The organism is Caldimonas caldifontis (assembly GCF_002930615.1).
In the GTDB taxonomy this organism is placed as follows: Bacteria; Pseudomonadota; Gammaproteobacteria; order Burkholderiales; family Burkholderiaceae_C; genus Caldimonas; species Caldimonas caldifontis.
The window spans coordinates 25063-48587 of sequence record NZ_PSNX01000013.1; the positions used below are offsets into that span (position 1 = coordinate 25063).

Annotated in this window: 19 protein-coding genes and 1 tRNA gene; 5 read left to right on the forward strand and 15 right to left on the reverse strand. The window is 68.9% G+C overall.

The genetic code is table 11. The annotated features are described in order from the left end of the window. Position 1 precedes the first annotated feature (1 nt). Entirely contained in the window at positions 2 to 484 is a 483-nt protein-coding gene (locus C1704_RS13830; RefSeq protein WP_104303329.1) for a TRAP transporter small permease, read from the forward strand. Then, complete coding sequence (locus C1704_RS13835; protein WP_104303330.1) at positions 481 to 1782, forward strand: TRAP transporter large permease; 1302 nt, start codon at positions 481 to 483, stop codon at positions 1780 to 1782. The genes C1704_RS13830 and C1704_RS13835 overlap by 4 nt, the downstream gene beginning before the upstream one ends. Here the strand turns inward: C1704_RS13835 and C1704_RS13840 are convergent. From C1704_RS13840 to hemC, 6 genes are all read right to left on the reverse strand, one after another. After that, the gene (locus C1704_RS13840; protein WP_104303331.1) at positions 1779 to 2876 is read right to left on the reverse strand and encodes an NAD(P)/FAD-dependent oxidoreductase; all 1098 of its coding nucleotides are present in this window, start codon (positions 2874 to 2876) and stop codon (positions 1779 to 1781) included. The genes C1704_RS13835 and C1704_RS13840 overlap by 4 nt on opposite strands. 87 nt (positions 2877 to 2963) lie before the next feature. Then, positions 2964 to 3040, reverse strand: a tRNA-Arg gene (locus tag C1704_RS13845). Between the two features lie 37 nt (positions 3041 to 3077). Beyond that, a complete protein-coding gene (locus C1704_RS13850; RefSeq protein ID WP_104303332.1) occupies positions 3078 to 4325 on the reverse strand; it encodes a heme biosynthesis HemY N-terminal domain-containing protein in 1248 nt (415 codons plus the stop codon). 13 nt (positions 4326 to 4338) lie between these two features. Further along, on the reverse strand, positions 4339 to 5310 hold the full coding sequence (locus tag C1704_RS13855; RefSeq protein WP_336469944.1) for a uroporphyrinogen-III C-methyltransferase: 972 nt from the start codon (positions 5308 to 5310) through the stop codon (positions 4339 to 4341). Between the two features lie 122 nt (positions 5311 to 5432). After that, positions 5433 to 6239 (reverse strand): uroporphyrinogen-III synthase, encoded by an 807-nt coding sequence (locus tag C1704_RS13860; protein ID WP_104303334.1) that lies wholly within the window; start codon positions 6237 to 6239, stop codon positions 5433 to 5435. A gap of 2 nt (positions 6240 to 6241) precedes the next feature. Continuing rightward, positions 6242 to 7213: a hydroxymethylbilane synthase gene (hemC, locus tag C1704_RS13865; RefSeq protein ID WP_104303335.1), complete on the reverse strand. Its 972-nt coding sequence runs from the start codon at positions 7211 to 7213 to the stop codon at positions 6242 to 6244. Between the two features lie 121 nt (positions 7214 to 7334). On the opposite strand from hemC, the gene ppc reads away from it, so the two are divergent. Further along, positions 7335 to 10145 (forward strand): phosphoenolpyruvate carboxylase, encoded by a 2811-nt coding sequence (gene ppc, locus C1704_RS13870; protein WP_104303336.1) that lies wholly within the window; start codon positions 7335 to 7337, stop codon positions 10143 to 10145. Here the strand turns inward: ppc and C1704_RS13875 are convergent, their stop codons facing one another. The 5 genes from C1704_RS13875 to C1704_RS13895 all read right to left on the reverse strand — a co-directional run bounded on the left by C1704_RS13875 (position 10146) and on the right by C1704_RS13895 (position 16210). Continuing rightward, on the reverse strand, positions 10146 to 10559 hold the full coding sequence (locus tag C1704_RS13875) for a group II truncated hemoglobin (protein WP_104303337.1): 414 nt from the start codon (positions 10557 to 10559) through the stop codon (positions 10146 to 10148). Positions 10560 to 10566: 7 nt separating this feature from the next. Next, complete coding sequence (locus C1704_RS13880) at positions 10567 to 11913, reverse strand: M48 family metalloprotease (RefSeq protein ID WP_104303338.1); 1347 nt, start codon at positions 11911 to 11913, stop codon at positions 10567 to 10569. Between the two features lie 75 nt (positions 11914 to 11988). Then, positions 11989 to 12813 (reverse strand): MinD/ParA family protein, encoded by an 825-nt coding sequence (locus C1704_RS13885; RefSeq protein WP_104303339.1) that lies wholly within the window; start codon positions 12811 to 12813, stop codon positions 11989 to 11991. A 4-nt stretch (positions 12814 to 12817) separates the two neighbouring features. Continuing rightward, positions 12818 to 13549: a GGDEF domain-containing protein gene (locus tag C1704_RS13890; RefSeq protein WP_245876494.1), complete on the reverse strand. Its 732-nt coding sequence runs from the start codon at positions 13547 to 13549 to the stop codon at positions 12818 to 12820. Between the two features lie 132 nt (positions 13550 to 13681). Next, positions 13682 to 16210 carry an ABC transporter permease gene (locus C1704_RS13895; RefSeq protein ID WP_104303340.1) on the reverse strand — a complete coding sequence of 843 codons (2529 nt, stop codon included), beginning with the start codon at positions 16208 to 16210 and terminating at the stop codon, positions 13682 to 13684. 148 nt (positions 16211 to 16358) lie between these two features. Between C1704_RS13895 and C1704_RS13900 the strand changes: the two genes are divergently transcribed. Further along, the gene (locus tag C1704_RS13900) at positions 16359 to 17201 is read left to right on the forward strand and encodes a dioxygenase family protein (RefSeq protein ID WP_104303341.1); all 843 of its coding nucleotides are present in this window, start codon (positions 16359 to 16361) and stop codon (positions 17199 to 17201) included. Here the strand turns inward: C1704_RS13900 and C1704_RS13905 are convergent, their stop codons facing one another. Further along, positions 17202 to 18311 carry a BMP family ABC transporter substrate-binding protein gene (locus C1704_RS13905; protein WP_104303342.1) on the reverse strand — a complete coding sequence of 370 codons (1110 nt, stop codon included), beginning with the start codon at positions 18309 to 18311 and terminating at the stop codon, positions 17202 to 17204. Between the two features lie 61 nt (positions 18312 to 18372). Further along, positions 18373 to 19416, reverse strand: coding sequence for an adenosine deaminase (locus C1704_RS13910; RefSeq protein ID WP_104303343.1), 1044 nt, complete (start codon positions 19414 to 19416; stop codon positions 18373 to 18375). Positions 19417 to 19575: 159 nt separating this feature from the next. On the opposite strand from C1704_RS13910, the gene C1704_RS13915 reads away from it, so the two are divergent. After that, on the forward strand, positions 19576 to 21219 hold the full coding sequence (locus C1704_RS13915; protein ID WP_170064710.1) for a carboxylesterase/lipase family protein: 1644 nt from the start codon (positions 19576 to 19578) through the stop codon (positions 21217 to 21219). Between the two features lie 60 nt (positions 21220 to 21279). On the opposite strand, the gene C1704_RS13920 is transcribed toward C1704_RS13915, so the two are convergent. Continuing rightward, positions 21280 to 22239 (reverse strand): aromatic ring-hydroxylating dioxygenase subunit alpha, encoded by a 960-nt coding sequence (locus C1704_RS13920; protein WP_104303345.1) that lies wholly within the window; start codon positions 22237 to 22239, stop codon positions 21280 to 21282. A 129-nt stretch (positions 22240 to 22368) separates the two neighbouring features. Beyond that, positions 22369 to 23517 carry a BMP family ABC transporter substrate-binding protein gene (locus C1704_RS13925; RefSeq protein WP_104303346.1) on the reverse strand — a complete coding sequence of 383 codons (1149 nt, stop codon included), beginning with the start codon at positions 23515 to 23517 and terminating at the stop codon, positions 22369 to 22371. Positions 23518 to 23525 lie beyond the last annotated feature (8 nt).

Below are 23525 nucleotides of genomic sequence, written 5' to 3' on the forward strand. Positions count from 1 at the left end.
GATGTTCTCTGTCCTGCGACGCCTGGCCGAGGGGATCGCCGCCGCCTTGCTGGCGGTGATCTTCGTGGCCTTCATCCTGCAGATCGTCCTGCGCTACGTCTTCAACTGGCCGGTTGGCTGGACGGCCGAGCTGTCGCTGATGGCCTGGCTGTGGCTGGTGCTGTGGGGCGCGTCCTTTGTGCTGCGCGACAGCGAGGAGATCCGCCTCGACTTCGTGCTGGCCAGCTTCGGCACGCGTGCGCGGGTGGTGCTGGAAGCCATGGGTGCGGTGTGTCTCATCGTGCTGTTCGCCCTGTCTCTGCCCGCCGCCTACGACTACGTGAGCTTCATGAAGGTGGAGAAGAGCTCCTACCTGAAGATCCGCATCGACGTGCTCTATTCCATCTACCTCGTCTTCTCGGTGGCCGTGATCGCGCGCCAGCTCTGGCGTCTGGCCCGGCTGCTGCGTGAGTTCCGCTCGCCCCCACCCCGTCTGCCATCGTGAGCCTCACCCATCCCTTCACCCTGGCCCTGGCTGCCATCCTCGGGCTGAGCCTGCTGGGCGTGCCTGTCGGGCACGCCATGATTGCCGGTTCGGTGCTCTACCTCTACCTCAAGGGCATGGACATGGGCCTGGCCGCCGAGCAGCTGCTCAACGGCACCTACAACAGCTTCCTGCTGCTGGCCATTCCGCTGTTCATCCTGGCGGCCACCATCATGAGCACCGGCAGCGTGCTCGACCGGCTGCTGCGCTTTTGCAATGCCATCGTGGGGCGCTTTCCCGGGGGCCTGGCCCAGGTGAACGTGCTGCAGAGCATCGTGTTCGCCAGCATGTCGGGCTCGGCCCTCGCCGATGCGGCGGGCTCGGGCAAGCTGATGCAGGAGATGATGACGCGCGACGGCAAGTACACGAAGAGCTTCGCCGCTGCGCTCACGGCCGTGTCCGCCGTCATCGGGCCCATCCTGCCGCCCTCGATCCCGTTGGTGCTCTATGCCCTGGTGTCCGGCTCGTCGATCGGTTACCTCTTCATCGCCGGCGTGCTGCCGGGCCTGCTGATGGGCGCGGTGCAGATGGGGCTGATCTACGTCCAGTCGAGGCGGCTGAACTTCCCTGTCGAAGCCCCTGTGCCCGCACGCGAACTGCCGCGCATCACACGCGAGGCGCTGCCCGCGCTGATGCTGCCCGTCATCCTGCTGGGCTGCCTCTACAGCGGCATCACCACCCCCACCGAGGCCGCCGGCCTGGCAGCAGCCTATGCGCTGCTGGTGTCGGCCGTGCTCTATCGCAGCGTGGGCTGGCATGACCTCTATGCCTCGCTCGTCACCAGTGCGCGTGTGAGCATCTCCATCGGCATGCTGATTGCGGGCGCCATGGTGTTCAACTACGTCATCACCTCGGAAAACATCCCGGCCACCATCAGCGCCGTGTTGAAGGGGATGGAGCTCTCGCCGCTGGTCTTCCTGCTGCTGGTGAACGTGCTGCTGCTCGTGCTGGGCGCCTTCCTGGAAGGCTCCACCATCATCCTCGTGATCCTGCCGGTGCTGCTGCCCACCGCCACCGCCCTGGGCGTCGACCCGGTGCACTTCGGTGTGGTGGCCGTGCTCAACATCATGATCGGCCTGGTCACCCCGCCCTATGGCCTGCTGCTCTTCATGATGAGCAAGATTGCCGAGGTCTCGCTGGGCGAGCTGGTGCGCCAGGTGATGCCCTTCCTGGGTGTGATGATCGGCGCACTGGCGCTGGTGACGCTGTGGCCCGACTTCGTGCTCTTCCTGCCGCGCCTGGCGGGCTACACGGGCTAGACCCCGGCCGCCACCTGCTCGCCGATGGCGAGCGCCGCCGTCAGGCCGGGCGACTCGATGCCGAAGAGGTTCACCAGGCCGCGCACACCGTGCTCGGCCGGTGTCTGGATCACGAAGTCCGCAGCCGGCTCGCCCGGACCGCTCAGCTTGGGCCGGATGCCGGCATAGGCAGGCTGCAGCGCGCCATCCGGGAGGCCCGGCCAGTAGCGGCGGATGGACGCATAGAAGGTATCCGCTCGTGCGGGATCCACTCGGTAGTCCAGGGCCTGCACCCACTCGACGTCAGGCCCGAAGCGTGCCTGGCCTCCCAGGTCGAGGGTGAGATGCACCCCCAGGCCCCCGGGCTCCGGCACGGGGTAGATGAGGCGAGAGAACGGCGAGCGGCCGCTCAGGCTGTAGTAGTTGCCCTTGGCGCGGTGCAGCGGCGGGATCTGATCGGCCGGCAGGCCCTCGAGGCGATGCGCGATCTCCTGGGCGTGCAGACCCGCACAGTTCACGACAAGCCCGGCCTCGATCTCCATGGGGCTGTCTCCCTGCACATCGAGCACGATGCCACTCGCCCCGCAGCGCCCACCCGCCACATCCGCGCCATAGGCCAGCACACCGCCGGCGGCTTCGAGATCGCCCTGCAGCGCCAGCATGTAGGCATGGCTGTCCAGGATACCGGTGCTCTCGCTGTGCAACGCGGCCTCGCAGGCCAATGACGGCTCCAGCGCACGGGCCTGCGCTCCTGTGAGCAGATGCAGCCCCTGCACGCCGTTGGCCCGCCCGGTGGCCTGCAACTGCTCCAGCACCGGCACCTGCTCGACCGAGGCCGCCACGATCAGCTTGCCGCAGCGGCGGTGAGGGATGCCCTTGTCGGCGCAGTAGGAGTAGAGCAGCTCCTTGCCTCGCACGCACAGCTGTGCCTTGAGCGAGCCCGTGGGGTAGTAGATGCCGGCATGGATGACTTCGCTGTTGCGTGAGCTCGTGCCCGTGCCGATGCTGGACTCACGCTCCAGCACGATGGTCTCCAGGCCCCGCAGGGCCAGCGCCCGGCCCACGGCCAGACCCACCACCCCAGCCCCGATCACGATGGCATCGACACGTTCCATGATTCGACCCGTTGGGTTCAGACTGCCGGACAAAGAAAAACGGGCCAGTCCCTGAGGAACTGACCCGTCGTTCTAGAACCAATGTTCTGGCGCGGCTGGCAGGATTCGAACCCACGACCCCTTGGTTCGTAGCCAAGTACTCTATCCAACTGAGCTACAGCCGCGAAGACCGAAACTATAACATGATTTTTGAGTTTGTCATCACTCGATGCGCGCCGCGCGGCGAAAGCATGTGTGCGCACGTTCGGCCTCCCCATCCTGCTCGGCCATTTCGGCCAGTTGGCGCCAGGCGCTGCGGCGCAGACGGGGCGGCAGCACGGGGTCGTCGGCACAGCGTTCGAGCTGCTGCCGGGCCTTGCCCCACAGCTGCAGCTCGGCCAATGCACGGCCCAGCGCATAGCTCAGTTCAGGCCGGGTCGGATGCGCATGCGAGGCCGATTCCAGGCGAGGCAACCAGTCCGTGCCCAGGCCCTCGAGCGCCTGGACAAAAGCCTCTGACAGGACTTCCCACTCCTCGGCGCTGCGGCCCTGCGGCGTATCCCAGAAGGGCTGGAGCATGGCGCGTGCGTCGGCCGGGCGCCCCTGGCGCGCCATGGCCGTTGCAGCACGTGCAGCGATGAAGGCGTCTCGGCGATCCGCCGCATCGAGTTGCTCCCAGACCCGCTGCAACTGATCGGCATCTCGAGCCGTGTCGAGGGCTTCCATGGCCAGCGAACGCAGCAGTCCCTGGGCGGCCACCTGAGAGAAGCCCTGGTGCTTGGCCAGCAGGCGAGCCGTGCGCAGGGCGTCCAGCGGCTGCCGGGCCAGGCGCGCTGCCTGGAGCTTCAGGCGCAGCGCCTGGGTGCGGCGCGCCAGGCCCGGGGGCAGCTCGGCAATCAGCTCCAGTGCGCGGTCGGCATCGCGGTCCTCCAGCGCCCATTCGGCGGCCATCAGACGCACACCCTCGTCGGCGGCCCGCGCATTCGAGCCCGCGGGTGAAGCCGCCAGAGCGTCTCGCAGCAGTTCATCGCGTCGGGCCCGATCCTGGAGGCGGTGCATGCTGCCAGCGGCCAGCAGACGGGCCAGGGTGGTGAACTCCGGGTCGGCCTGCAACTCGGGCGTGACGTTCTGGATGGTGAGCGCTCGCTGGGCGGCCTTGTGCGCCCGGCTGTAGCGTGCGCCGAAGTACAGCGCCAGCGCCTCCCGCAGGGCTTGCTGCGCGTGGTGATCACGCCGCGCGATACGCCATTCACGTGCCCGACGCGGCAGTCCGATGAGCGTGTACAGCGTCTGCAGCGTCACGTACAGACCCACGCACAGCAGCAACAGGGCCAGGATGAAGAAGTTGAAGGAAAGATCCATGCGCCACGGCGCCCAGTAGAGCGTCACGACGGCATCGTTGCGGCCCAGCACGGCCGCAGCCAGTACCGCAAAGGCGAACAGCAGGATGAACCAGACGACGTTGCGCATCGACGGCGCCCCCTCAGCGTCCTGCGGCCACGGCCTGCAGGGCCGACAGCGTCTCGTCGGGCCTGGGCAGCTGGCTGGCGCGGGCCTGGGCCTGCACCTGACGCAGCGTATCGGCCACCTGCATCACACGGCGCGAACGCGGGTCGAAGTAGCGTTCGAGCGCCTGCTGGGCCTGGCGCACATCGGCCTGGACGGTGTCGAACTGCCGGCTCAGCAACGCCAGGCGCGCGTTGAGCAGGCGCAGCTTCAGGTTCTCGCGCAGGAAGAAGGTCTGCTCCGGCGCGATCAGCATCGCCTCGGGCCGGTCGATGCGGGTCACACGCACCAGCGAACGCAGTTCCTGCCACACGTGGGCCACCAGGTCCCGGCTGCGCTGCGGCCAGTCCTGTGCAGACGCCGCCGCCTCGGGGGCGTCCGCCGCGGCGCGCTCGGCCACCGCCATGCCCGGGCTGGACAGCAGCGGCAACTCATCGGCCAGGCGAGCCGCCTCGTCGAGACGGGCCACCAGCAGCGGAACGTCCGCAATGGCCACGGCCCGCACGCGCTCGATGTCCTGCGCAATGGCTCGCCGCACCCGCTCCAGGCGAGGCTGGTTGAGACGCTGGAGACGTTCGTCGGCCGACCTGAGCACACTCACCAGGGGCTCGGCACTGCCAGTGAGACCGGCCTGCTGCAAGGCCACACGAATGCCAGCTTCGATCTCGATGAGCATGTTTTCCTCGCGAGAGCGCGACAGCGCCTGCAGCACGTCGTCGAGCTGATCACGCTGGAGGGCCACTTCCGCCAGACGGGTCTCGAGCACGGCCGTCTTGGCGGCCGACTCGCGCACCACGTCCTGGGCCTGCCGGGCGAGGGTGCGGGCTTCGGTGGCGAGGTCCTGGCTGGTCTGCTGGCGCGCAACGAGTTCTCGTTCGAGATCGCGAAGCTGTTGCTGGGTCTGGTACGCCATCACCAAGGCCACCACGGCCAGGAGAAGCAGGCCCACCACCGCAACCCACCACAGGGATCGCGAGGGCGTTGCGGACACAGGGGGAGGTGCGCGCTCGGGCACGGCGGGCGGGGACGAAGCCGGTGCGGGAGTGGAAGGTGTGTCGCTCACAGTGTCTTTCATTGTATCGAGCCCCCCGCATCGCTCTGCAGGCGAGCCCAGGCTTCGGCCACGGCGTCGGGTGCCGGATGAGAGGCTTCGACATGCCCCAGGCCCAGCGCGACAGCGCGCTCGCCGATGCGGGGATGGGTGACCACGGCCCGGTGACGAGCCCATGGCGGATGCAGTCCTTGCTGCTGCGCCAATACCACCAGATGCTCGATGGCCTGAGAGCTGCTGAACAGCCAGACACAGCGCCCAGGATCGCTCAGCGAGCGGCTCAGCAGCTCGCGCCCAGCCTCCTCCAGCGTCGGTACACGTCGACGGTAGGCACACAGGAAGTCCACGGTCGCACCCGCCGCCTGGAACTGCTGCGCCAGCCAGGGGCGCCCACCCTCGCCTCGCACGATCAGCACCTGTCGCCCGTTCCAGGGCTCGTGCCGAAGCACCTCCCACAGCGATTCGGAGTCGAGCTGCTCGGCATCGTCAGCGGGGCGGCTGCGCAGGGCCTCTGGGACACCCGCCCTGGCAAGCGCTCCATCGGTCCCAGGCCCGGGCGTGGCCACCCGAAGCCCCTGCGGCCAGGCCTTGCCAGCGGGTGCCTGGGCAAAGAACTGCTCCACGGCGCTGGGGCTGACGAAGACCAGCATCTGGCACTGCGCCAGCCGGGCCCAAGCGGCCTGCACGGCCACGGCGTCCTCCGGGGGATCGATCGCGATCAAGGGCAGCGCCTGCGCAGGCACCCCCCGCACGCGCAGTTGCTCCACCCACTGCAGGGCCTGCGCCTGCGGGCGGGTCACGAGCAGGGTCGGCGGAGGTGCCGGCATCCTCAGGTGTCCGCCGCAAGGCGGGCCAGGATGTCCTGTGCACCCTGGGCGCGCAGCTGTTCAGCCGCCTCGAAGCCCAGGGCCTGTGCGGCCTGCGTGTTGTCCACGTTCGCCTCACAACGCACCTGCAGAAGCTGCACCGTCTGCGCGGAGGGGTCACCGATTGCGGCCTGAAGCACCAGCGTCGGGCCCTGCCAGACCCCATGGGCTGCCAGCGGCACGCTGCAGCTGCCCCCCAGCGCACGCGAGACGGCCCGCTCGGCATGCACCGCCAGCCAGGTGGGTCGATGAACCAGGGCCTGCAACGCGGCGCGCAGCTCGGCATGGTCCTCACGGATCTCCAGCCCCAGGGCTCCCTGCCCTGCCGCCGGAAGCATCTCCGAAGGCTCGAAGACGCTGCGGATGCGCTCGGCCAGGCCCAGGCGCTTCAGCCCGGCCGTCGCCAGCACGATGGCGTCGTAGTGACCGTCGTCGAGCTTGCGCAGCCGCGTGTCGAGGTTGCCGCGCAGCGGCTCGATGCGCAAGTCGGGGCGTGCCGCACGCAGCTGCACCAGGCGGCGCAGGCTGGAGGTGCCCACCACGGCACCGGCCGGCAGCTCCGCGAGGTGGGCGTAGCGCGGCGAAACGAAGGCGTCCCGCGGGTCTTCGCGCTCCAGCACGGCCGCGAGCACGAAGCCTTCGGGCAACTCCATCGGCACGTCCTTGAGCGAATGCACGGCCAGGTGGGCACGGCCCTCCTCGAGCGCGACCTCGAGTTCCTTCACGAACAGGCCCTTGCCCCCCACCTTCGACAAGGTGCGGTCGAGGATCTGGTCGCCGCGCGTGGTCATGCCCAGCAGGTCGACCGTGCGGCCGAAACGCTGCTGCAGCAAGGCCTGCACGTGACGGGCCTGCCACAGCGCCAGGCGGCTTTCGCGCGTGGCGATGATCCAGTCGGTCGTCGCCGAGTTCGGGGAGGAGAGGGAAGCACTCATGCCGGCATGCTACCCGAGCAGGGGAGGTGAACGGTCGTGCGAGGGCCGCGCAGCGCTTTGCGCGGTGCTACCATGCGGCCTTTGTAATTTTGTTACCACCCTGAGACGCACCGAGGTAACCATGCCGCGCCCCGCCTCCCCCGCCCGCCCCCGTTCGAGGTCGAACATCCAGGCGGATGCCGCTGAAAAGAACCGCCCCCTGGTGGAAGACATCCGGCTGCTGGGCCGCATCCTGGGTGACGTGATCCGCGAGCAGGAGGGGCGCGAGGCCTTCGAGCTGATCGAGCGCATACGCCAGCTGTCGGTGGCCTACCGCCTCAAGCGCGATGCCCAGGCCGGCCGCTCGCTGGACCGTCTGCTGAAGAACCTCAGCAGCGACCAGACCGTGTCGGTGATCCGCGCCTTCAGCTATTTCTCGCACCTGGCCAACATCGCCGAAGACCGTCACCACGTGCGCCGGCGCGATCACCACGAACGCCAAGGCCACGTTCAGGAAGGCTCGCTCGCCTTCTGCTTCGAACGCCTGGCCGAAGGCGGCGTCCGCGCAGACGACGTCGCCCGCACCCTGGCGCAGGCCTACATCTCGCCGGTGCTCACCGCCCACCCCACCGAGGTGCAGCGCAAGTCCATTCTGGACGCTGAACGCGCCATTGCAGAGTTGATCCACCAGCGCGACGAGCTCCATACCCAACGCGAGCTGGACGACAACGAAGCCCAGATCCGCGCGCGCGTGACGCAACTGTGGCAGACGCGCATGCTGCGCTACACCAAGCTCACGGTGGCCAACGAGATCGAGAACGCGCTCAGCTACTACCACGCCACCTTCCTGCGCCAGATCCCGCGCATGTACCGCAGCCTGGAGCGTGCCCTGCCCGGCCACGAGGTGGCGCCCTTCTTCCGCATGGGCAACTGGATCGGCGGCGACCGTGATGGCAACCCGAACGTCACAGCCGACACGCTCGCGTACGCGCTGCGCCAGCAGGCCGAGACCGCCCTGCGCTACTACCTCACCGAGGTGCACGAGCTGGGCGCCGAGTTGTCGATGTCGGCCATGCTGGTGGACGTGGCCCCGGCCCTGGCCGCCCTGGCCGAGCGTTCGCCCGACACCAACGAGCACCGTCGCGACGAACCCTACCGCCGCGCGCTGATCGGTATGTACGCCCGCCTGGCCGGCACGCTGCAGCAGCTCACCGGCACCGAGGCCCTGCGCCACGCGGTGGCCCCTTCGACGCCCTACGACAGCGCCGCCGAGTTCCTGGCCGACCTGCGCGTGATCGAGGAGTCCCTGGCCCATCACCATGGCAGCGCCCTGGCCGAGGTGCGGTTGCGCCCGCTCATCCGGGCCGTGCAGGTCTTCGGCTTCCACCTGGCCACCGTGGACCTGCGGCAGAGTTCTGACAAGCACGAAGCAGTCGTGGGCGAGCTGCTGGCGGTGGCACGTGTGGAGTCGGGCTATGCCCACCTGCACGAGATCCACAAGATCGAGCTGCTGGTCCAGCAGCTGCGCGACCCGCGGCCCCTGCGCGTGCGCGGGGCGCACTACAGCGAGCACACCGAATCGGAGCTGGCGATCTTCGAGACGGCGCGCGTGATGCGCGAACGCTTCGGCCGCGAGGCGATCCGCCACTACATCATCAGCCACACCGAAACGGTGAGCGACCTGCTGGAGGTGCTGCTGCTGCAGAAGGAGGTGGGGCTGATGCGCGGCACGCTGGGCGAGGACGCCGTGGCCGACCTGATCGTGGTGCCGCTGTTCGAGACCATCGGCGACCTGCGCCAGGCCGCGCCCATCATGCGCACCTTCTACGCCCTGCCGGGCGTGCTCGACCTGGTGAAGCACTCGGGTGGCGAGCAGGACATCATGCTGGGCTACAGCGACAGCAACAAGGACGGCGGCTTCTTCACCAGCAACTGGGAGCTCTACCGTGCCGAGATCGAGCTGGTGGAGCACTTCAACCGGCTCAAGGCCGAACATGGCATCACGCTGCGGCTCTTCCACGGCCGCGGCGGCACCGTGGGCCGCGGCGGCGGCCCGAGCTACCAGGCCATCCTGGCCCAGCCTCCGGGCACGGTGAACGGACAGATCCGCCTGACCGAACAGGGCGAGGTGATTGCCTCGAAGTACGCCAACCCCGAGATCGGCCGGCGCAACCTCGAGACCCTGGTGGCCGCCACGCTGGAAGCCACGCTGCTGCACCCCACCAAGAGTGCGCCCAAGACCTTCCTGGAAGCCGCACAGGCCCTGTCGGAGGCCAGCATGAAGGCCTACCGCAAGCTGGTCTATGAGACGCCGGGCTTCACCGACTATTTCTTCGCGGCCACGCCCATCCGCGAGATCGCCGAGCTCAACATCGGCTCGCGCCCCGCCTCGCGCAAGGCCACACGGGCCATCGAGGACCTGCGCGCCATCCCCTGGGGTTTCTCGTGGGGGCAATGCCGCGTGGCCCTGCCGGGCTGGTACGGCTTCGGTTCGGCCATCGAGGCCTACCTGGGCCAGGGTGCACAGCGCAAGGAGCGGCTGGCGCTGCTCACGCGCATGCACCGCCAGTGGCCCTTCTTCCGCACCCTGCTGTCGAACATGGACATGGTGCTGGCCAAGACCGACCTCGCCGTGGCCTCACGCTACGTGGAGCTGGTGGAGGACAAACGCCTGGGCCGGCGCATCTTCAAGGCCATCGAGGCCGAATGGCAGCGCACGCAGGACGCACTGGCGCTGATCACCGGCGAGAAACAGCGCCTGGCGTCCAATCCGGCGCTGGCGCGCTCCATCGAGCACCGCTTCCCCTACCTCGACCCCATCAACCACCTGCAGGTGGAGCTGATGCGCCGCTACCGGCAGCAGAAGGCATCGGGCGAGGTGAACGAGCGCGTGCAGCGCGGCATCCACATCTCGATCAACGGCGTGGCGGCCGGCCTGCGCAACACGGGTTGATCACCCGCCCTTGTTGCGCATCCAGTCGGCGGTGTTGAAGAAGGACTCGCGCAGCCGGCCCACCAGCACCGGGTCGAGCTGCAGTTCCTGCATGGCCTGGTCCATGCATTGCAGCCACTGGTCGCGCTCCTTGATGCCGATGGGAAACGGCAGGTGGCGCGCGCGCAGCCGCGGGTGGCCGAAGCGCTCGATGTAGTGCTGCGGCCCGCCCAGCCAGCCGCACAGGAACCAGAACAGCTTGTCGCGCGAGCCCTCCAGCGTGGTGGGGTGGAGCGCGCGCAGTTCGGCGTAGGCCGGCTCCAGGTCCATCAGGTCGTAGAAGCGGTCCACCAGGGCGCGCACGGCGCCCTCCCCGCCCACCCAGTCGTAGGCGGTGGCGGGTGGGTTCGTTTCGGTGGAGGCCGTGTTCGTCATCGCAACGTCACTTCGTGTAGCCCCAGGCCTTCAGGCGGCTGGCGGAGTATTGGGCGGCCTGCCCCTGGGCGCCCAGGCGCAGGAAGGCGTTGTACTGGCGTGCGGCCGCTTCGCGCTCGCCCATACCCTCCAGGGCGACACCGCGCAGGAAGGTCACGCCCGGGTCGCCAGGCAGCATGCGGTCAAAGGCCAGCAGGTCGGCATGGGCACGGGCGGGTTCACCATCGGCCAGGGCCAGCACGCCCGCGAGCTTGCGCGCCTGGGCTTCCTGGGGGTAGATGGTCTTGGCAGCGTCGGCGTAGCGCTGCGCATCGCGTGTGCGACCCTGGGCCTGCAGGCACTGGGCCATGCGCAGGTTGGCCGCATAGTCCTGCGGGGTGAGCTTCAGGGCCTGGGTGAACTGGGTGTTGGCGTCGGCGTAGGCCTTGCGCGCCATGGCGGTCTCACCGTTCTTGCAGGCGTCGATGGTGGGTTTGATGCGGCGCACGCCGGCGATCGAGTCCATGTAGCGCTCGCGCTGCACGGGGCGTGAGGCGGAGGCACCGTAGCGCTCCTGGGCCAGGCGGCGCGCGGTGTCGCGGCGCTCGGCGCTCATGGGGTGTGAGGAAAACATGGTCTGCAGCAGGCTCGGCTGGGCCTTTTCCTGATCGACCAGCATCTGGTGCAGATCAGTCATGCCGCTGGCCGGATAGCCGGCGCGCACCATGTACTCCTGCCCCAGGGCGTCGGCCTCGCGCTCGTTGTCGCGCGAGTAGCTGGCCAGCAGGGCACTGGCACCGATCTGGCTGCCCACACCGACGAGGGCGCCCCATTGCGAATTCGAGGCCGCCACGTTCAGCCCCACCACCACCGACTGCGCAATGAGGGCCTGGCCCTGGCGCTGAGCCGCATGGCGGGCGTTCACATGCCCCATCTCATGGCCCAGCAGTGCGGCCAGCTCGGCTTCGTCGTCCAGCTCGGTGAGGATGCCGCGTGTCACGCCCATGGCCCCCGCCGGGAAGGTGTAGGCGTTGACGTAATTGGCGTTGAGCACCCGGTAGGAATATGGCATCTGCGGGCGGTGGGTGTGCTGCTGCAGGCTGCGCCCCACCGAGACCACGTAGTCATTGACCCCGGCATCCTGGATGGGCCCGAGATCCTGCGAGAACTGGTGGGGCGACATCTGGGCGTCGACCTGGCGTTCCTGCTCCTCGCTCATCCCCACCACGATGGTTTTGCCGGTGACCGGCGACGTGGCGCATCCTTGCAGCCAAGGCACCATGACCACACTGGTGCTGGCGCCGAACAGCCACAGGGCGTCGCGCCGGCTCAGTCGGTTGCGCTGGAGGTTGTGTGCCAGGGCCTTGGGATTCATGGGGCATCCTTTCGGTCGTCGAACGGAAGCACCCATTGTAGAAAGCCGCCGCGCGGCGCCCGCCCTCGAGGGCATTCAGGCCGTGGCCGAAACGGGAGCAGCCGCCTCGATGCGCGTGGCCAGTTGTGCGATGGCCTGGGCCGCAGCCGTGCCCGGCAGGGCTTCAAACAGCAGCTGGCGCCGCTGCAGGGCCTCGCGCACGGAGGGGTCGCTGGGAATGTCGCCCGCCAGCGAGAGCTTCACGGCCTCCCCCTGGGGCGTGGACACGAAACGATCGACCACCTGCTGCAGTTGCTGGGCCACGACCTTGCCGTCGCCCAGCTTGGCCACCTGGTTGACGGCCAGGTGGAGCAGGCGCCGGCGCTGCTGCGTGGCCAGCACCTTGATGGTGGCATAGGCATCGGTGAGCGAGGTGGGCTCGGGCGTGGCCACCACCAGCACGTCGTCGGCCAGCGAGATGGCATAGAGCACCACGTCGGAGATGCCGGCGCCAGTGTCCAGCAGCACGTAGTCGTAGCGGGGAATGAGCGTGGCCACCACGCGCTGGAGCTGCTCGCGCACCTCGGGGGTGAGGCGCGAGTACTCCACCAGGCCCGAGCCGGCCAGGAGCACCGAGAACCCGCCCGGGGCCTTCAGCACGGCCTCGTCGAGCGTGGCCTTGCCGGTGAAGACGTCGTGCAAGGTGATCTTGGGGTGCAGGTTGAGCACCACGTCGAGGTTGGCCAGCCCCAGGTCGGCATCGAGCACGAGCACGCGGTGGCCGCGACGCGCCAGGGCCGCCGCCGTGTTGGCAGACACAAAGGTCTTGCCCACGCCACCCTTGCCGCTGGTCACAGCCAGCACCCAGGCACGCCGTGTGCCAGGCAGGGGAAGCGACGAAGTGGTGGTGGGGGTGTTCATGGGCTTACTCAAGGCTGTCGTCCCAGGTCGTCACGCCGAAGAGCATGCACTTCTCTTCACTGCTGACGCTGCTGACCACCGATTGTTCGAGGCAGACGCGATTGCGGCCCTCGGTTTTGGCGCAGTAGAGCTGCAGGTCGGCCCGCTCCGTCCACAGCGCAGCCGAGGAGCGCACCCACTGCGGGGCGAAGGCCCCCCCGACACTCACCGTCACATGGATCTCCTGGCCCGACGGCAGGCGGATGGCATGACCCTCGACGGTGCGGCGGATGCGCTCGGCCACGGCTTCGCCGTAGGCCGGGTGGCAGTTGGGCAGCACCATGGCGAACTCCTCGCCACCGAAACGCGCCACCGTGTCCATGGGACGCACGCACTCGGCCAGGCGCTGGCCGATGGTCTGGATCACGAGGTCGCCAGCGGCGTGCCCGTGAGTGTCGTTGACATGCTTGAAGTGATCGATGTCGATCACCAGCAGCAGGGCCGACTCTCCCGTGCGGGCCACACGATCGATTTCGCGCTCGACCACCGCCCGGAAGTGGCGGCGGTTGGGCAGGCCGGTCAGGGCGTCGCGCAGGGACAGGTCGCACAGGCCGTCGATGAGCGCCTGCAGCACCGTCTGCACAGGGGCATCCGACAAGGACGGCAAGGGGTAGCCGGCATGCTGCAGCAAGCTCAGTGCCTGCTCCAGCTTGAGCTCATGCAGGGCAGGCAAGGAGGTGACAGCGGTGGATTGCACAGCGTGAGGGCCTTGGGATGGCGTCCAGTCTAGCAGCGCGACCCAGGGCCGGATGCTGCCGAAGTGGCCGCAGATTCACTGGCATATCGGCCGACACGCCGACGACTTGAGCCCTGCCGATCGTGCTGACGATCAGGTGGACGCCTTGCGCAGGGTCTCCACCACGGGGCGGCGCAGGACCTCCCGCAGCCCCCACCAGCCGGCCGCCAGGGCCAGGGCCGCGCCGGCCAGGGTTCCGGCGAGCGGCACCCAGGGCGAGGGCCCCCAGCTGAACTCGAAGGCGTAGCGCGCCAGCACCCAGCCCACGGCGATGGCCGCACCCGCCGCCAGCAGCCCCGCCAGGGCCCCCACGCCCAGCAGCTCGGCGCGCTGCACCCGCTCGAGCAGGCGCCGGCCCGCCCCCATGGCGCGCATCACCGCGAATTCGCGCTCACGGGCCTCGCGGGTGGCCGTCACGGCCGCAAAAAGCACCACCAGGCCCGCCGCCAGCGTGAATCCGAAGAGGAACTCGACCGCCCGGATCACCTGGTCCAGCACCCGCTGCACCTGGGCGATCGAGGCCGAGACATCGACGTTCGTGATGTTGGGGAAGTCGCGGCTGAGGCTGTTGTCGAAACCGGCCTCGTCAGGCGCTCGGAAGGCCGCGATGTAGGTGGTGGGCAGATCGTCCATCCGGCTTTGCGGGAACATCGCGAAGAAGTTGACGCGCATCGAGGCCCAGTCCACCTTGCGCACGCTGGTGATGCGCGCCGGCACGATGATCCCGGCGATGTCAAAGCCCAGCGTGTCGCCCATCTTCAGCCCCAGCCGCTGGGCAATTCCTTCCTCGATGCTGATGGCGCCCTCCTCCTCCGGCACCCAGCGCCCTTGCACGAGTTCGTTGTGTGACGGCAGCTCGGCCGCGTGGCTCAGGTTGAATTCCCGGTCCACCAGACGGCGTGCCCGCTCGTCGGTGTAGCGGTCGGGGTCGACCGCCTCGCCGTTGATCGTGACCAGACGGCCCCGTACCATGGGATACCAGTCGTAGCCGCTCACGCCCGCCTGTGAGAGCCGCTCGCGGAAGGGCTCGGCCTGCTCGGGCTGGATGTTGATGACGAAGCGGTTCGGTGCATCGGGCGGCGTCGCCTGGCGCCAGCTGGAGATCAGGTCGGTGCGCAGCAGCACCAGCAGCACCAGCGCCAGCAGGCCCACGGCCAGGGCCGAGACCTGCAGCACGGCAAAGCCAGGGCGCGCCGCCACCTGGCGGGTGGCCAGCAGCAGCCAGCGCGGCGCCCCCACTTCGGAGACCGTGCGCCGCAGCACCTGCACCGCCAGCCAGCCCATCAGGGCGAACAGCGAGATGGCGGCGGCAAAGCCCCCCACCACGATCAGGCCCAGGCGCAACTCGCTGGACGCCGCCACCAGCAAGCCGGCAAAGCCCAGTGCGCCAGCCGACAGCACAGCCAGCGAAGCCGGCTTGAGTTCGCCGACGTCCCGGCGGATCACGCGCAGCGGCGGCACCTGGGCCAGCTGCAGCACCGGCGGCAGCCCGAAGCCAAAAAGCAGGGTCAGGCCCACCCCCAGTCCGAACACCGCCGGCCACGGCCCCGGCGCGGGCAGCGTGGCCTCGACCAGCCCGGCCAGCAAGGCAACGAAGACATGGTGCACGGCATAGCCCAGCACCACGCCCAAGGTGCTGGCCAGCAGGCCCACGAAGGCGAACTCCAGGGCGTAGCTGCCCGCAATGGTGCGCTGCGACAGGCCCAGCACACGCAACATGGCGCAGTCATCCAGATGGCGGGAGGCGAAGTCGCGCGCGGCGATGCCGACCGCCACCGCCGCCAGCAGCGCGGCCAGCAGCGCCACCAGGTTCAGGAAGCGCTCGGCGCGGTCGAGCGTCTGGCGCATCTCCGGGCTGCCGCTCTCCAGCGACTCCAGGCGCACCCCCCGCAGGCCGGCCGAGTGGATATGGGCATCGGCCCAGGCCAGGTAGCGCCCCACCTCGGCCTCACGCCCGGCGGGCGCGGCCACGGCCAGGCGATAGGTCACCCGGCTGGCGGGCTGGATCAGCGCCGTGGCCGCCAGGTCGGCCTCGTTGAGCATCACCCTCGGGGCAAAGGCCATGAAGCCGGCCCCGCGATCGGGTTCGAGCGTGATGACCCGGCTGATGCGCAGGCCGGCATCTCCGAGCATCAGCTCATCACCCACCCGCAGCTGCAGGGCATCGAGCAAGGCGGCATCCACCCAGACACTGCCCGGCTCGGGGATGCCGCCGGCCGGTTCGTCCCCAGCGCCCGGCTGCCGGGTCACGCGGACCTGCCCCCGCAGGGGATAGCCTTCGCTCACGGCCTTCACGGAGGCCAGCCGCGTGGCCCCCCCTTGCGCGTCGGGCGCACGCGCCATGCTGGGGAAGGCCACCGTGTGGGCCTGCTCCAGCCCCTGCGCCCGGGCCTGCTCGATGAAGGCGGCGGGCGTGGGCTGATCGCTCGCGACAATGGCGTCGCCCCCCAGGAGCTGGGCGGCGTCGCGGTTCAGGCCGTTCTTGAGGCGATCGGCGAAGAATCCCACGGCGGTGAGCGCGGCCACCGCCAGCATCACGGCCACGACCAGCAGGCGCAACTCACCGGCACGGAAATCGCGCAGGGTCTGGCGGAGTGCAAGGGACAGGACGTTTCGCGACATGGGATTTCCGGGTCAGTGACAGCGGCAACGATAGCCGAGCCACCGCCCTCTCGCGGGCCTGGGGTCTTGTCAGGCGATGAACGGTTCTGAACGCAGCCATCAAGTGCCTGCAACCCCGGCGGTCCCGACCCATGGTCCACTGGATGCCATGATGTCCACCGCCCTGCCCCCGCTCTTCCTGTCCCATGGCTCGCCGCTGATTGCGCTGGAGCCCGGGGACACCGGCGCCTTCTTCCGACGCCTGGGCCCGGCGATCGAGCGGGCCTTCGGCCGTCCTCGCGCCATCCTGGCGGTTTCGGCCCACACGACCACGCGCGAGCCCGTGCTGCTGGCCGCCTCCCGGCACGAAACCATCCATGACTTCGGCGGTTTCCCGCAGGCGCTGTACGAGATGCGCTACGACGCGCCGGGCGACCCCGGGTTGGCGCAGGCCGTCTCTGCTCGCCTTGGCGCTGCCGGCATTGGCCACCATGTGCTGGCTGAAGGGGGGCTCGACCATGGCATCTGGACGCCGCTGGTCCATGCCTGGCCCGCGGCCGACATCCCCATCGTGCCGCTCTCACTGGTGCCCTTTGCCGCGCCGGCCGAGCACTTCGCCATCGGAGAAGCTCTGGCACCGCTGGCCGAGGACGGCGTGCTGATCCTGGGCACCGGCAGCATCACGCACAACCTGCGCCTGGCACTGGGCAGCGGCCGCCTCGACGGCCTGCCCGAAACGCCCGAGAGCGCCGCCTTCCGGCAGTGGGTGTGGGAACGCAGCACCGCGCGCGACTGGCCGGCGCTGCTCGACTACCGGCGGCTGGCGCCACATGCCGCGCTGATGCATCCCACCGACGAACACTGGCTGCCCTTCTATGCCCCGGCGGGCGCCGGCGGCCGCGACGCGGTGCCGGTGCGCCTGCACGCGGGCGTGACCTATGGCTGCCTGGGCATGGATGCCTATGCCTTCGGGCCCCGGGCCACGGCGCTGGCCGAGGCCCTGGCCGGCTGATCAGCGCCCGGGCAGCTGGCCCACCACGCCTTCGACGTAGTAGTCCATGGCCGCGATGCGGCGGTCGTCCATCGGGCCGCCCTCATGGCGCACCCGGCCCTGGTTGTCGACGATGCGGCCGGCAAAGGGATGGAAGCGGCCCTCTTCGATGGCTTGCCGACGCTCGCGCACGAGTTTGGCCACGTCCGCCGGGATCTCCGGGTGCAGGGGTGCGAGGTCGATGAAGCCGTCCTTCAAGCCGCCCCAGGCCGGTGTGGGTGTCCAGCGCCCGTCCAGCATCGCCTGGGCCACCCGGGTGTAGTAGCCCCCCCAGTGGTGGGTGACGGCCGTGAGCTGGCGCTTCGGGGCGAAGCGGCGCATGTCGCTCTGGTAGCCGATGAACCAGCGCCCTTCGGCCTCGACCGTCTGGGCCACCGCGGTCGAGCCGCTGTGGTTGGTGATCACGTCGGCGCCCTGGCGCATCAGCGTGAGCGCCGCTTCGCGCTCGCGCGCCGGGTCGAACCAGGCGTTGAGCCAGATCACCCGCAACTGCGCCTGTGGGTTGGCCTCGCGCAGCCCGCGGGCAAAGGCGTTGATGCCCTGCACCACCTCCGGCACGGGGAAGCCCGCCACATAGCCCGCCGTGCCGCTGCGCGTCATGCGCCCGGCGATCAGCCCGGCAAGGTAGCGGCCTTCGTAGTAGCGCGCGTTGTAGGTGTTGAGGTTGGCCGCGGTCTTGTAGCCGCCGGCATGCTCGAAGGCCACCTGAGGGAAGTCGGCCGCCACCTTGAGCGCCGGCTCGAGGTAGCCGAAGCTGCTGGCAATGATGAGGCGGTTGCCCTGGGCGGCCAGGTCGCGCATCACGCGCTCGGAATCGGCCCCCTCGGCCACGTTCTCGACGAAGGTGGTCTGCACCTTCGACCCCAGGTTCTTTTCCAGTTCGAGCCGGCCCTGGTTGTGCTGGTAGGTCCAGCCCGCTTCGCCCACCGGGCTCACGAAGACAAAACCCACCTTCAGCGGCGCGGGGGCGGCCGGCAGCGGCTTGGGTGGAGGGGTCTGGGCCGACAGGCCGCTGGCGAAGGCAAACGCAAAAGCTGCGGCCACGGCCGCGCGCTTGAGGTTTTTGTACATGGTGTTCCTCTACATGGCCCCGAGGCAGGCGCGTGGCCTCCTGGGGCGCAGAGGCACGCGTTCAGTGAAAGCTTGCGAAGTGGGCGTCGAGCTGCTCGATCCAGCGCGCCTTGGCCGAGGCCTGCGCAAAGCTGGCCTCGATGCTGTTGCGTGCCAGCGTGTAGGCCTGGGGCGCCTGCAATGCAGGCAGCGCGGCAAAGGTCTCGACGAAGTTCTGGTGGAGGTAGCCGCCGAAATAGGCCGGGTCGTCGGAATTGACGGTGGCCACCAGACCCGACGCCAGCAATTGTCCCAGATTGTGGTCCGACAGGCGGTCGAACACCCGCAGCTTGACGTTGGACAGAGGGCACACCGTGAGCGGCACCCGGTCGCGCGCCAGGCGTTGCACCAGATTGGCATCTTCCAGCGCCCGCACACCGTGGTCGATGCGTTCGACCTTCAGCACATCGAGGGCACTCCACACATAGGCCGGCGGGCCCTCCTCGCCCGCATGGGCCACCAGGCGCAGGCCGAGTTCCCGGCAGCGGGCAAAGACCTTGGCGAACTTCTCGGGCGGATGGCCCCGTTCGCTGCTGTCCAGCCCCACGCCCACGAAGTGGTCCCGCCACGGCAGGGCCTCTTCCAGCGTTTCGAAGGCGGCCTCCTCGCTGAGGTGGCGCAGGAAGCACAGGATGAGGGCGCTGCTCAGGCCCAGTTCACGCTGTGCCGTCTCGCGCGCGCGGGTCAGGCCGCGGATCACGGTCTCGAACGGCACCCCTCGGTCGGTGTGGGTCTGCGGGTCGAAGAAGAGCTCGGCGTGCACCACCCCGTCAGCCACGGCCCGGCGGAAATAAGCCATGGCCATGTCGAAGAAGTCGGCTTCTGTTTGCAGCACGCTGGCACCGGCGTAATAGATATCGAGGAAGCTCTGCAGGTCAGTGAAGGCATAAGCGCGGCGCAGACCGTCCACGTCGGGGTAGGCCAGCGCCACGCCATTACGGCGCGCCAGCTCGAAGATGAGCTCGGGCTCCAGCGAGCCTTCGATGTGGATGTGCAGCTCGGTCTTGGGCATGGTGCGCAGCAGCTCGGCCAGTGCATCGGGGGGCAGGGTGAGGTCGGTTCGCATGGAAAGAACTCCGCAAGATCGATGTCCCAACTGTCGCACGGGTGACGCCCCTGGTGCGGGTTCATCCCGCCGCACGGGTGACACCTCGTCAAAGGGTGGCAGTGGAATGATGCCAGCAAGCCTCGACGGGGCTGCACGACAACGATCCAGGAGACCGCCTTGTTCCACACTCGCCTCTCTCGCCGTTCCCGGCCGCTCGCCCTCGCCGGACTGGCCCTTGCTCTCGCGCTGGCCGCCTGCGGCGGCGGCAGCAGCGACGCACCGCCAGCAGACCCCACACGGGTGAACACCACCTCGGGCCCGGTGCGTGGCGAAGCCGATGCCGGCAACACGGTGCTGCAGTTCAAGGGCATCCCCTACGCCGCGCCACCCGTGGGTGCCCTGCGCTGGCGCGCTCCCCAGGCGCCCGCGCCGTGGACGGATGAGCGCGATGCCACCGCCTTCGGCCCGGCCTGTGCCCAGCCCGGCAGTGCCTTCGGACCGCCCACCACCACGGTGAACGAAGACTGCCTCACGCTCAACGTCTTCCGTCCCGCGACCGCCGGGCCGCACCCGGTGATGGTGTGGTTCCACGGCGGCGCCTTCTATCTGGGCACCAGTGCCGGCTACACCGACGTCTCCAGCCTGGTCGGCCAGGGTGTGGTGGTGGTGACGCTCAACTACCGCCTGGGGGCCCTGGGCTTCATGGCCCATCCGGCCCTGAGCAATGAACAAGGCGGTGCCTCCGGCAACTACGGCCTGATGGATCAGCAGGCTGCACTGCGCTGGGTGCGCGACAACATCGCCGCCTTCGGGGGCGATGCGGGCAACGTCACGATCTTCGGAGAATCCGCCGGCGGGTTCAGCGTGATGTCCCACCTGGCGGCGCCTGCGTCGGCAGGGCTTTTCCACAAGGCCATCGTCATGAGCGGCGCCTACGGCCTGGACGTCCAGGACACCCTGAGCCTTTCCGAGAGCAAGGGCCAGACCCTGGCCACGGCCGCGATGAGCATCGTGACTGGTGCCGGTGGTGCGGCCTGCGATACGAGCTCCGTTGACTGTCTGCGCAGCCTGCCCGTGGGAGCCCTGCTCGGTGCACAGATGACCGCCTATCCACGCGGGCCCGTGCCCAGCGTCGACGGTCAGGTGCTCGATGCCTCGGTGCGTACGAAAGTGTGGGCCGGCACACAGCACGCCGTGCCCGTCATCCAGGGCACCACGCGCGACGAGTACCGGCTCTTCGCCGCACTGAACGAACTGGGCGGCGCGGCCCCGCTGACCGCCGAGACCCTGCCGGCGGCCATCGAAGGGCTGGGGCTGCCCGCGCCGACCGCCACCTTCCTGGCCAGCATGCCCTACAACCCAGCCTTGTTCGACAACAACGCGAGCTATGCCTTCGGGGCCCTGGGCACGGATCTGGTGTTTGCGTGCAATGGCCTCAATGCGGCACGCCGGCTGTCCGGTCACGGCCAGGCCGTCTATTCCTATGAGTTCCGCGACCGCAGCGTGCCGGAAGTGCTGCCGGCGGTGAGCTTCCCGCAAGGTGCGGCTCACTCGTCCGAGTTGCAGTACCTCTTCGACATGCCACGTGCGCTGAACGCGGAGCAGACAGCGCTCAAGGAGGCGATCGTGCGCTATTTCACCCGGTTCGCTCGCACCGGCCAACCCGACGCACCCGGGCTGCCGGCCTGGCCCGCCTTCACGACCGGCACGCCCACTTACCTGGGCCTGGACGTGGCGGCCGGTGAGGGCATCACCACGCGCCTGAACTTCGCCGCCGAGCACCAGTGCGACACCGTCTGGTCGAGTCTGAACAACGACTGATCCACTCTCACAAACTTCAGGGAACGGGGATTGGGCCCGCCGCCTGGCGGGCCCTTTTTTTTAGCAGACGCCGAAAGTGATGCCCTGCTGGCGCAGGTAGCGCCGGTAGGCCGTGCTCAATCGGTCGGCTGCGCTGTGCAGTTCCCCGCCGGACAGGGGCAGGCGGCGCGGCCGCTGTGATTCCAGCACCGGCTGGTCCTGGGTGAAGATGGTGTGCTGGAAGGCGCGCAGGTCGTCGTCGCTGGAATCGAAGTCGGTCAACGCCAGACGGAACCACACGCGGCTGCGTTCGGGTTCGATGGGGCAGACGAAGAGGTGGATGACATCGCGGTAGCCCGACTGGGCCTGCGGCAGCTTGGTGAGCATCGCCCGATAGGGGCCCGGCACGGTGTAGGTGTATTCCACCTCACTGCCCTGTTGCGCCAGGCGGTTGCTCTGCGGCTGCCAGGCGCGACAGCCCGTGGCCAAGAGCCCCGCCGCCGACTCGCTCACCTGGTATGGCACCTGGGCCACGTGCTCGCGGTCGCCCAGCCAGCCTTCGTGCACGAAGCCGAAGTGCGACAGGTCGAGGAAGTTCTCGACGATGCGTGGCGCACTCGTCGCCACGTCATAGGGGCCGACCGTGAGCTTGCGCAGCCGCGGGTCGTCCTCGCCGTCGATCGTGGGCAATGCGGCCTCGGAAGCTTCGAGCCGCACCCACACCAGGCCGGCCGTCTCGGCCACATCGAAACAGCCCACCCGGTGCCCCGCGGGCGGTGTGAACTCGGGCGCGGCCGGGATGGCCACACACTGGCCGGAGCCTTCGAAGCGCCAGCCATGGTAAGGACACTCCAGCAGGTCGCCTTGCACCCGCCCCAGCGACAGCCGGGCGCCGCGATGCGGACACTGGTCGTTGAAGGCCCGGGCCTGTCCGCCGGCATCGCGCCACAGCACCAGGTCGCGTTCGAGCAGACGCACGGCCAGGGGCGCGGCCCCCAGATCGTCACTGGCACACACGGGGTGCCACAGCGTGGATTCCATCGCCGCGCTCATCGCAGGCTTTCGGGCAAGAACCGAACCATCCAGCGGACGCCGCGGATCCGGCTCCGCCGGTCCGCCAGCGGCGCCCCCTTGAGGGGGCGGCCGAAGGCCGTAGGGGGTGGGTGGAGATCAGCTCCCTGCCGGAACCTTGCCCTCCACACCCTTGATGTAGAAGTTGATGCCGTGCAGGAACTTGTCGTCGGCGACCTCGCCGTCCTTCAGGACTTCCTTGCCGTCCTGGCCGGTGATGGGGCCCTTCCAGATGTGGTAGCTGCCTTCCTTCAGGCCGGCACGGATGGAGTCCACCTTGGCTCGGATGTCGGCCGGCACCTTGTCGGAGATGGACACCAGGTCGATCGCACCTTCCTTCACGCCCCACCAGGTGGTTTCGGTCTTCCAGGTGCCTTCGAGGACGTCACGGGTGGCCTTGATGTAGTACGGCGCCCAGTTGATGATGGCCGAGCCCAGGTGGGCGTTCGGGCCGAAGTGGCTCATGTCGGAGTCCCAGCCGAAGGCCAGCTTGCCGGCCTTTTCGGCCGCCTGCAGCACGGCCGACGAGTCGGTGTTCTGGAACAGCACGTCGGCGCCCTGGTTGAGCAGGGACTGCGCGGCTTCGCCTTCCTTGGGCGGGTCGAACCACTTGTTCACCCACACCACCTTGGTCGTGACCTTGGGGTTGACGCTCTGGGCGCCCAGGGTGAAGGAGTTGATGTTGCGGATCACCTCGGGGATGGGCACCGAGCCCACCACGCCCAGGGTGTTCGACTTCGTCATCGCACCGGCAATCACGCCGGCCATGTAGGCCCCTTCGTAGGTGCGCGAATCGTAGGTGCGCATGTTCTCGGCCGTCTTGTAGCCGGTGGCATGCTCGAACTTCACGTCCTTGTGGTCACCCGCGATCTTCAGCATGTAGTCCATGTAGCCGAAGGTGGTGCCGAAGATGAGCTTGTTGCCCTGGTTGACCATGTCGCGGATGACGCGTTCAGCGTCGGCCCCCTCGGGCACGCTCTCGACGAAGGAGGTCTGCACACGGTCGCCGAACTCGGCCTCGACGGCCTTGCGGCCGTTGTCGTGAGCGAAGGTCCAGCCGGCGTCACCCACCGGACCGACGTAGGCAAAGGCGATCTTCAGGGGGGCAGGCTTGGCAGCAGGCGCCTCGGCCGTGGCGGCCGGTGCAGCAGGCTCTTCCTTCTTGCCGCAGCCCACGAGAGCGGCGGCGGCGGCCAGGGTGCCCAGGCCGGCCAGCCGGATCAGGGTGCGCTTGGTGAAGTCGGTCATGTCGAAGC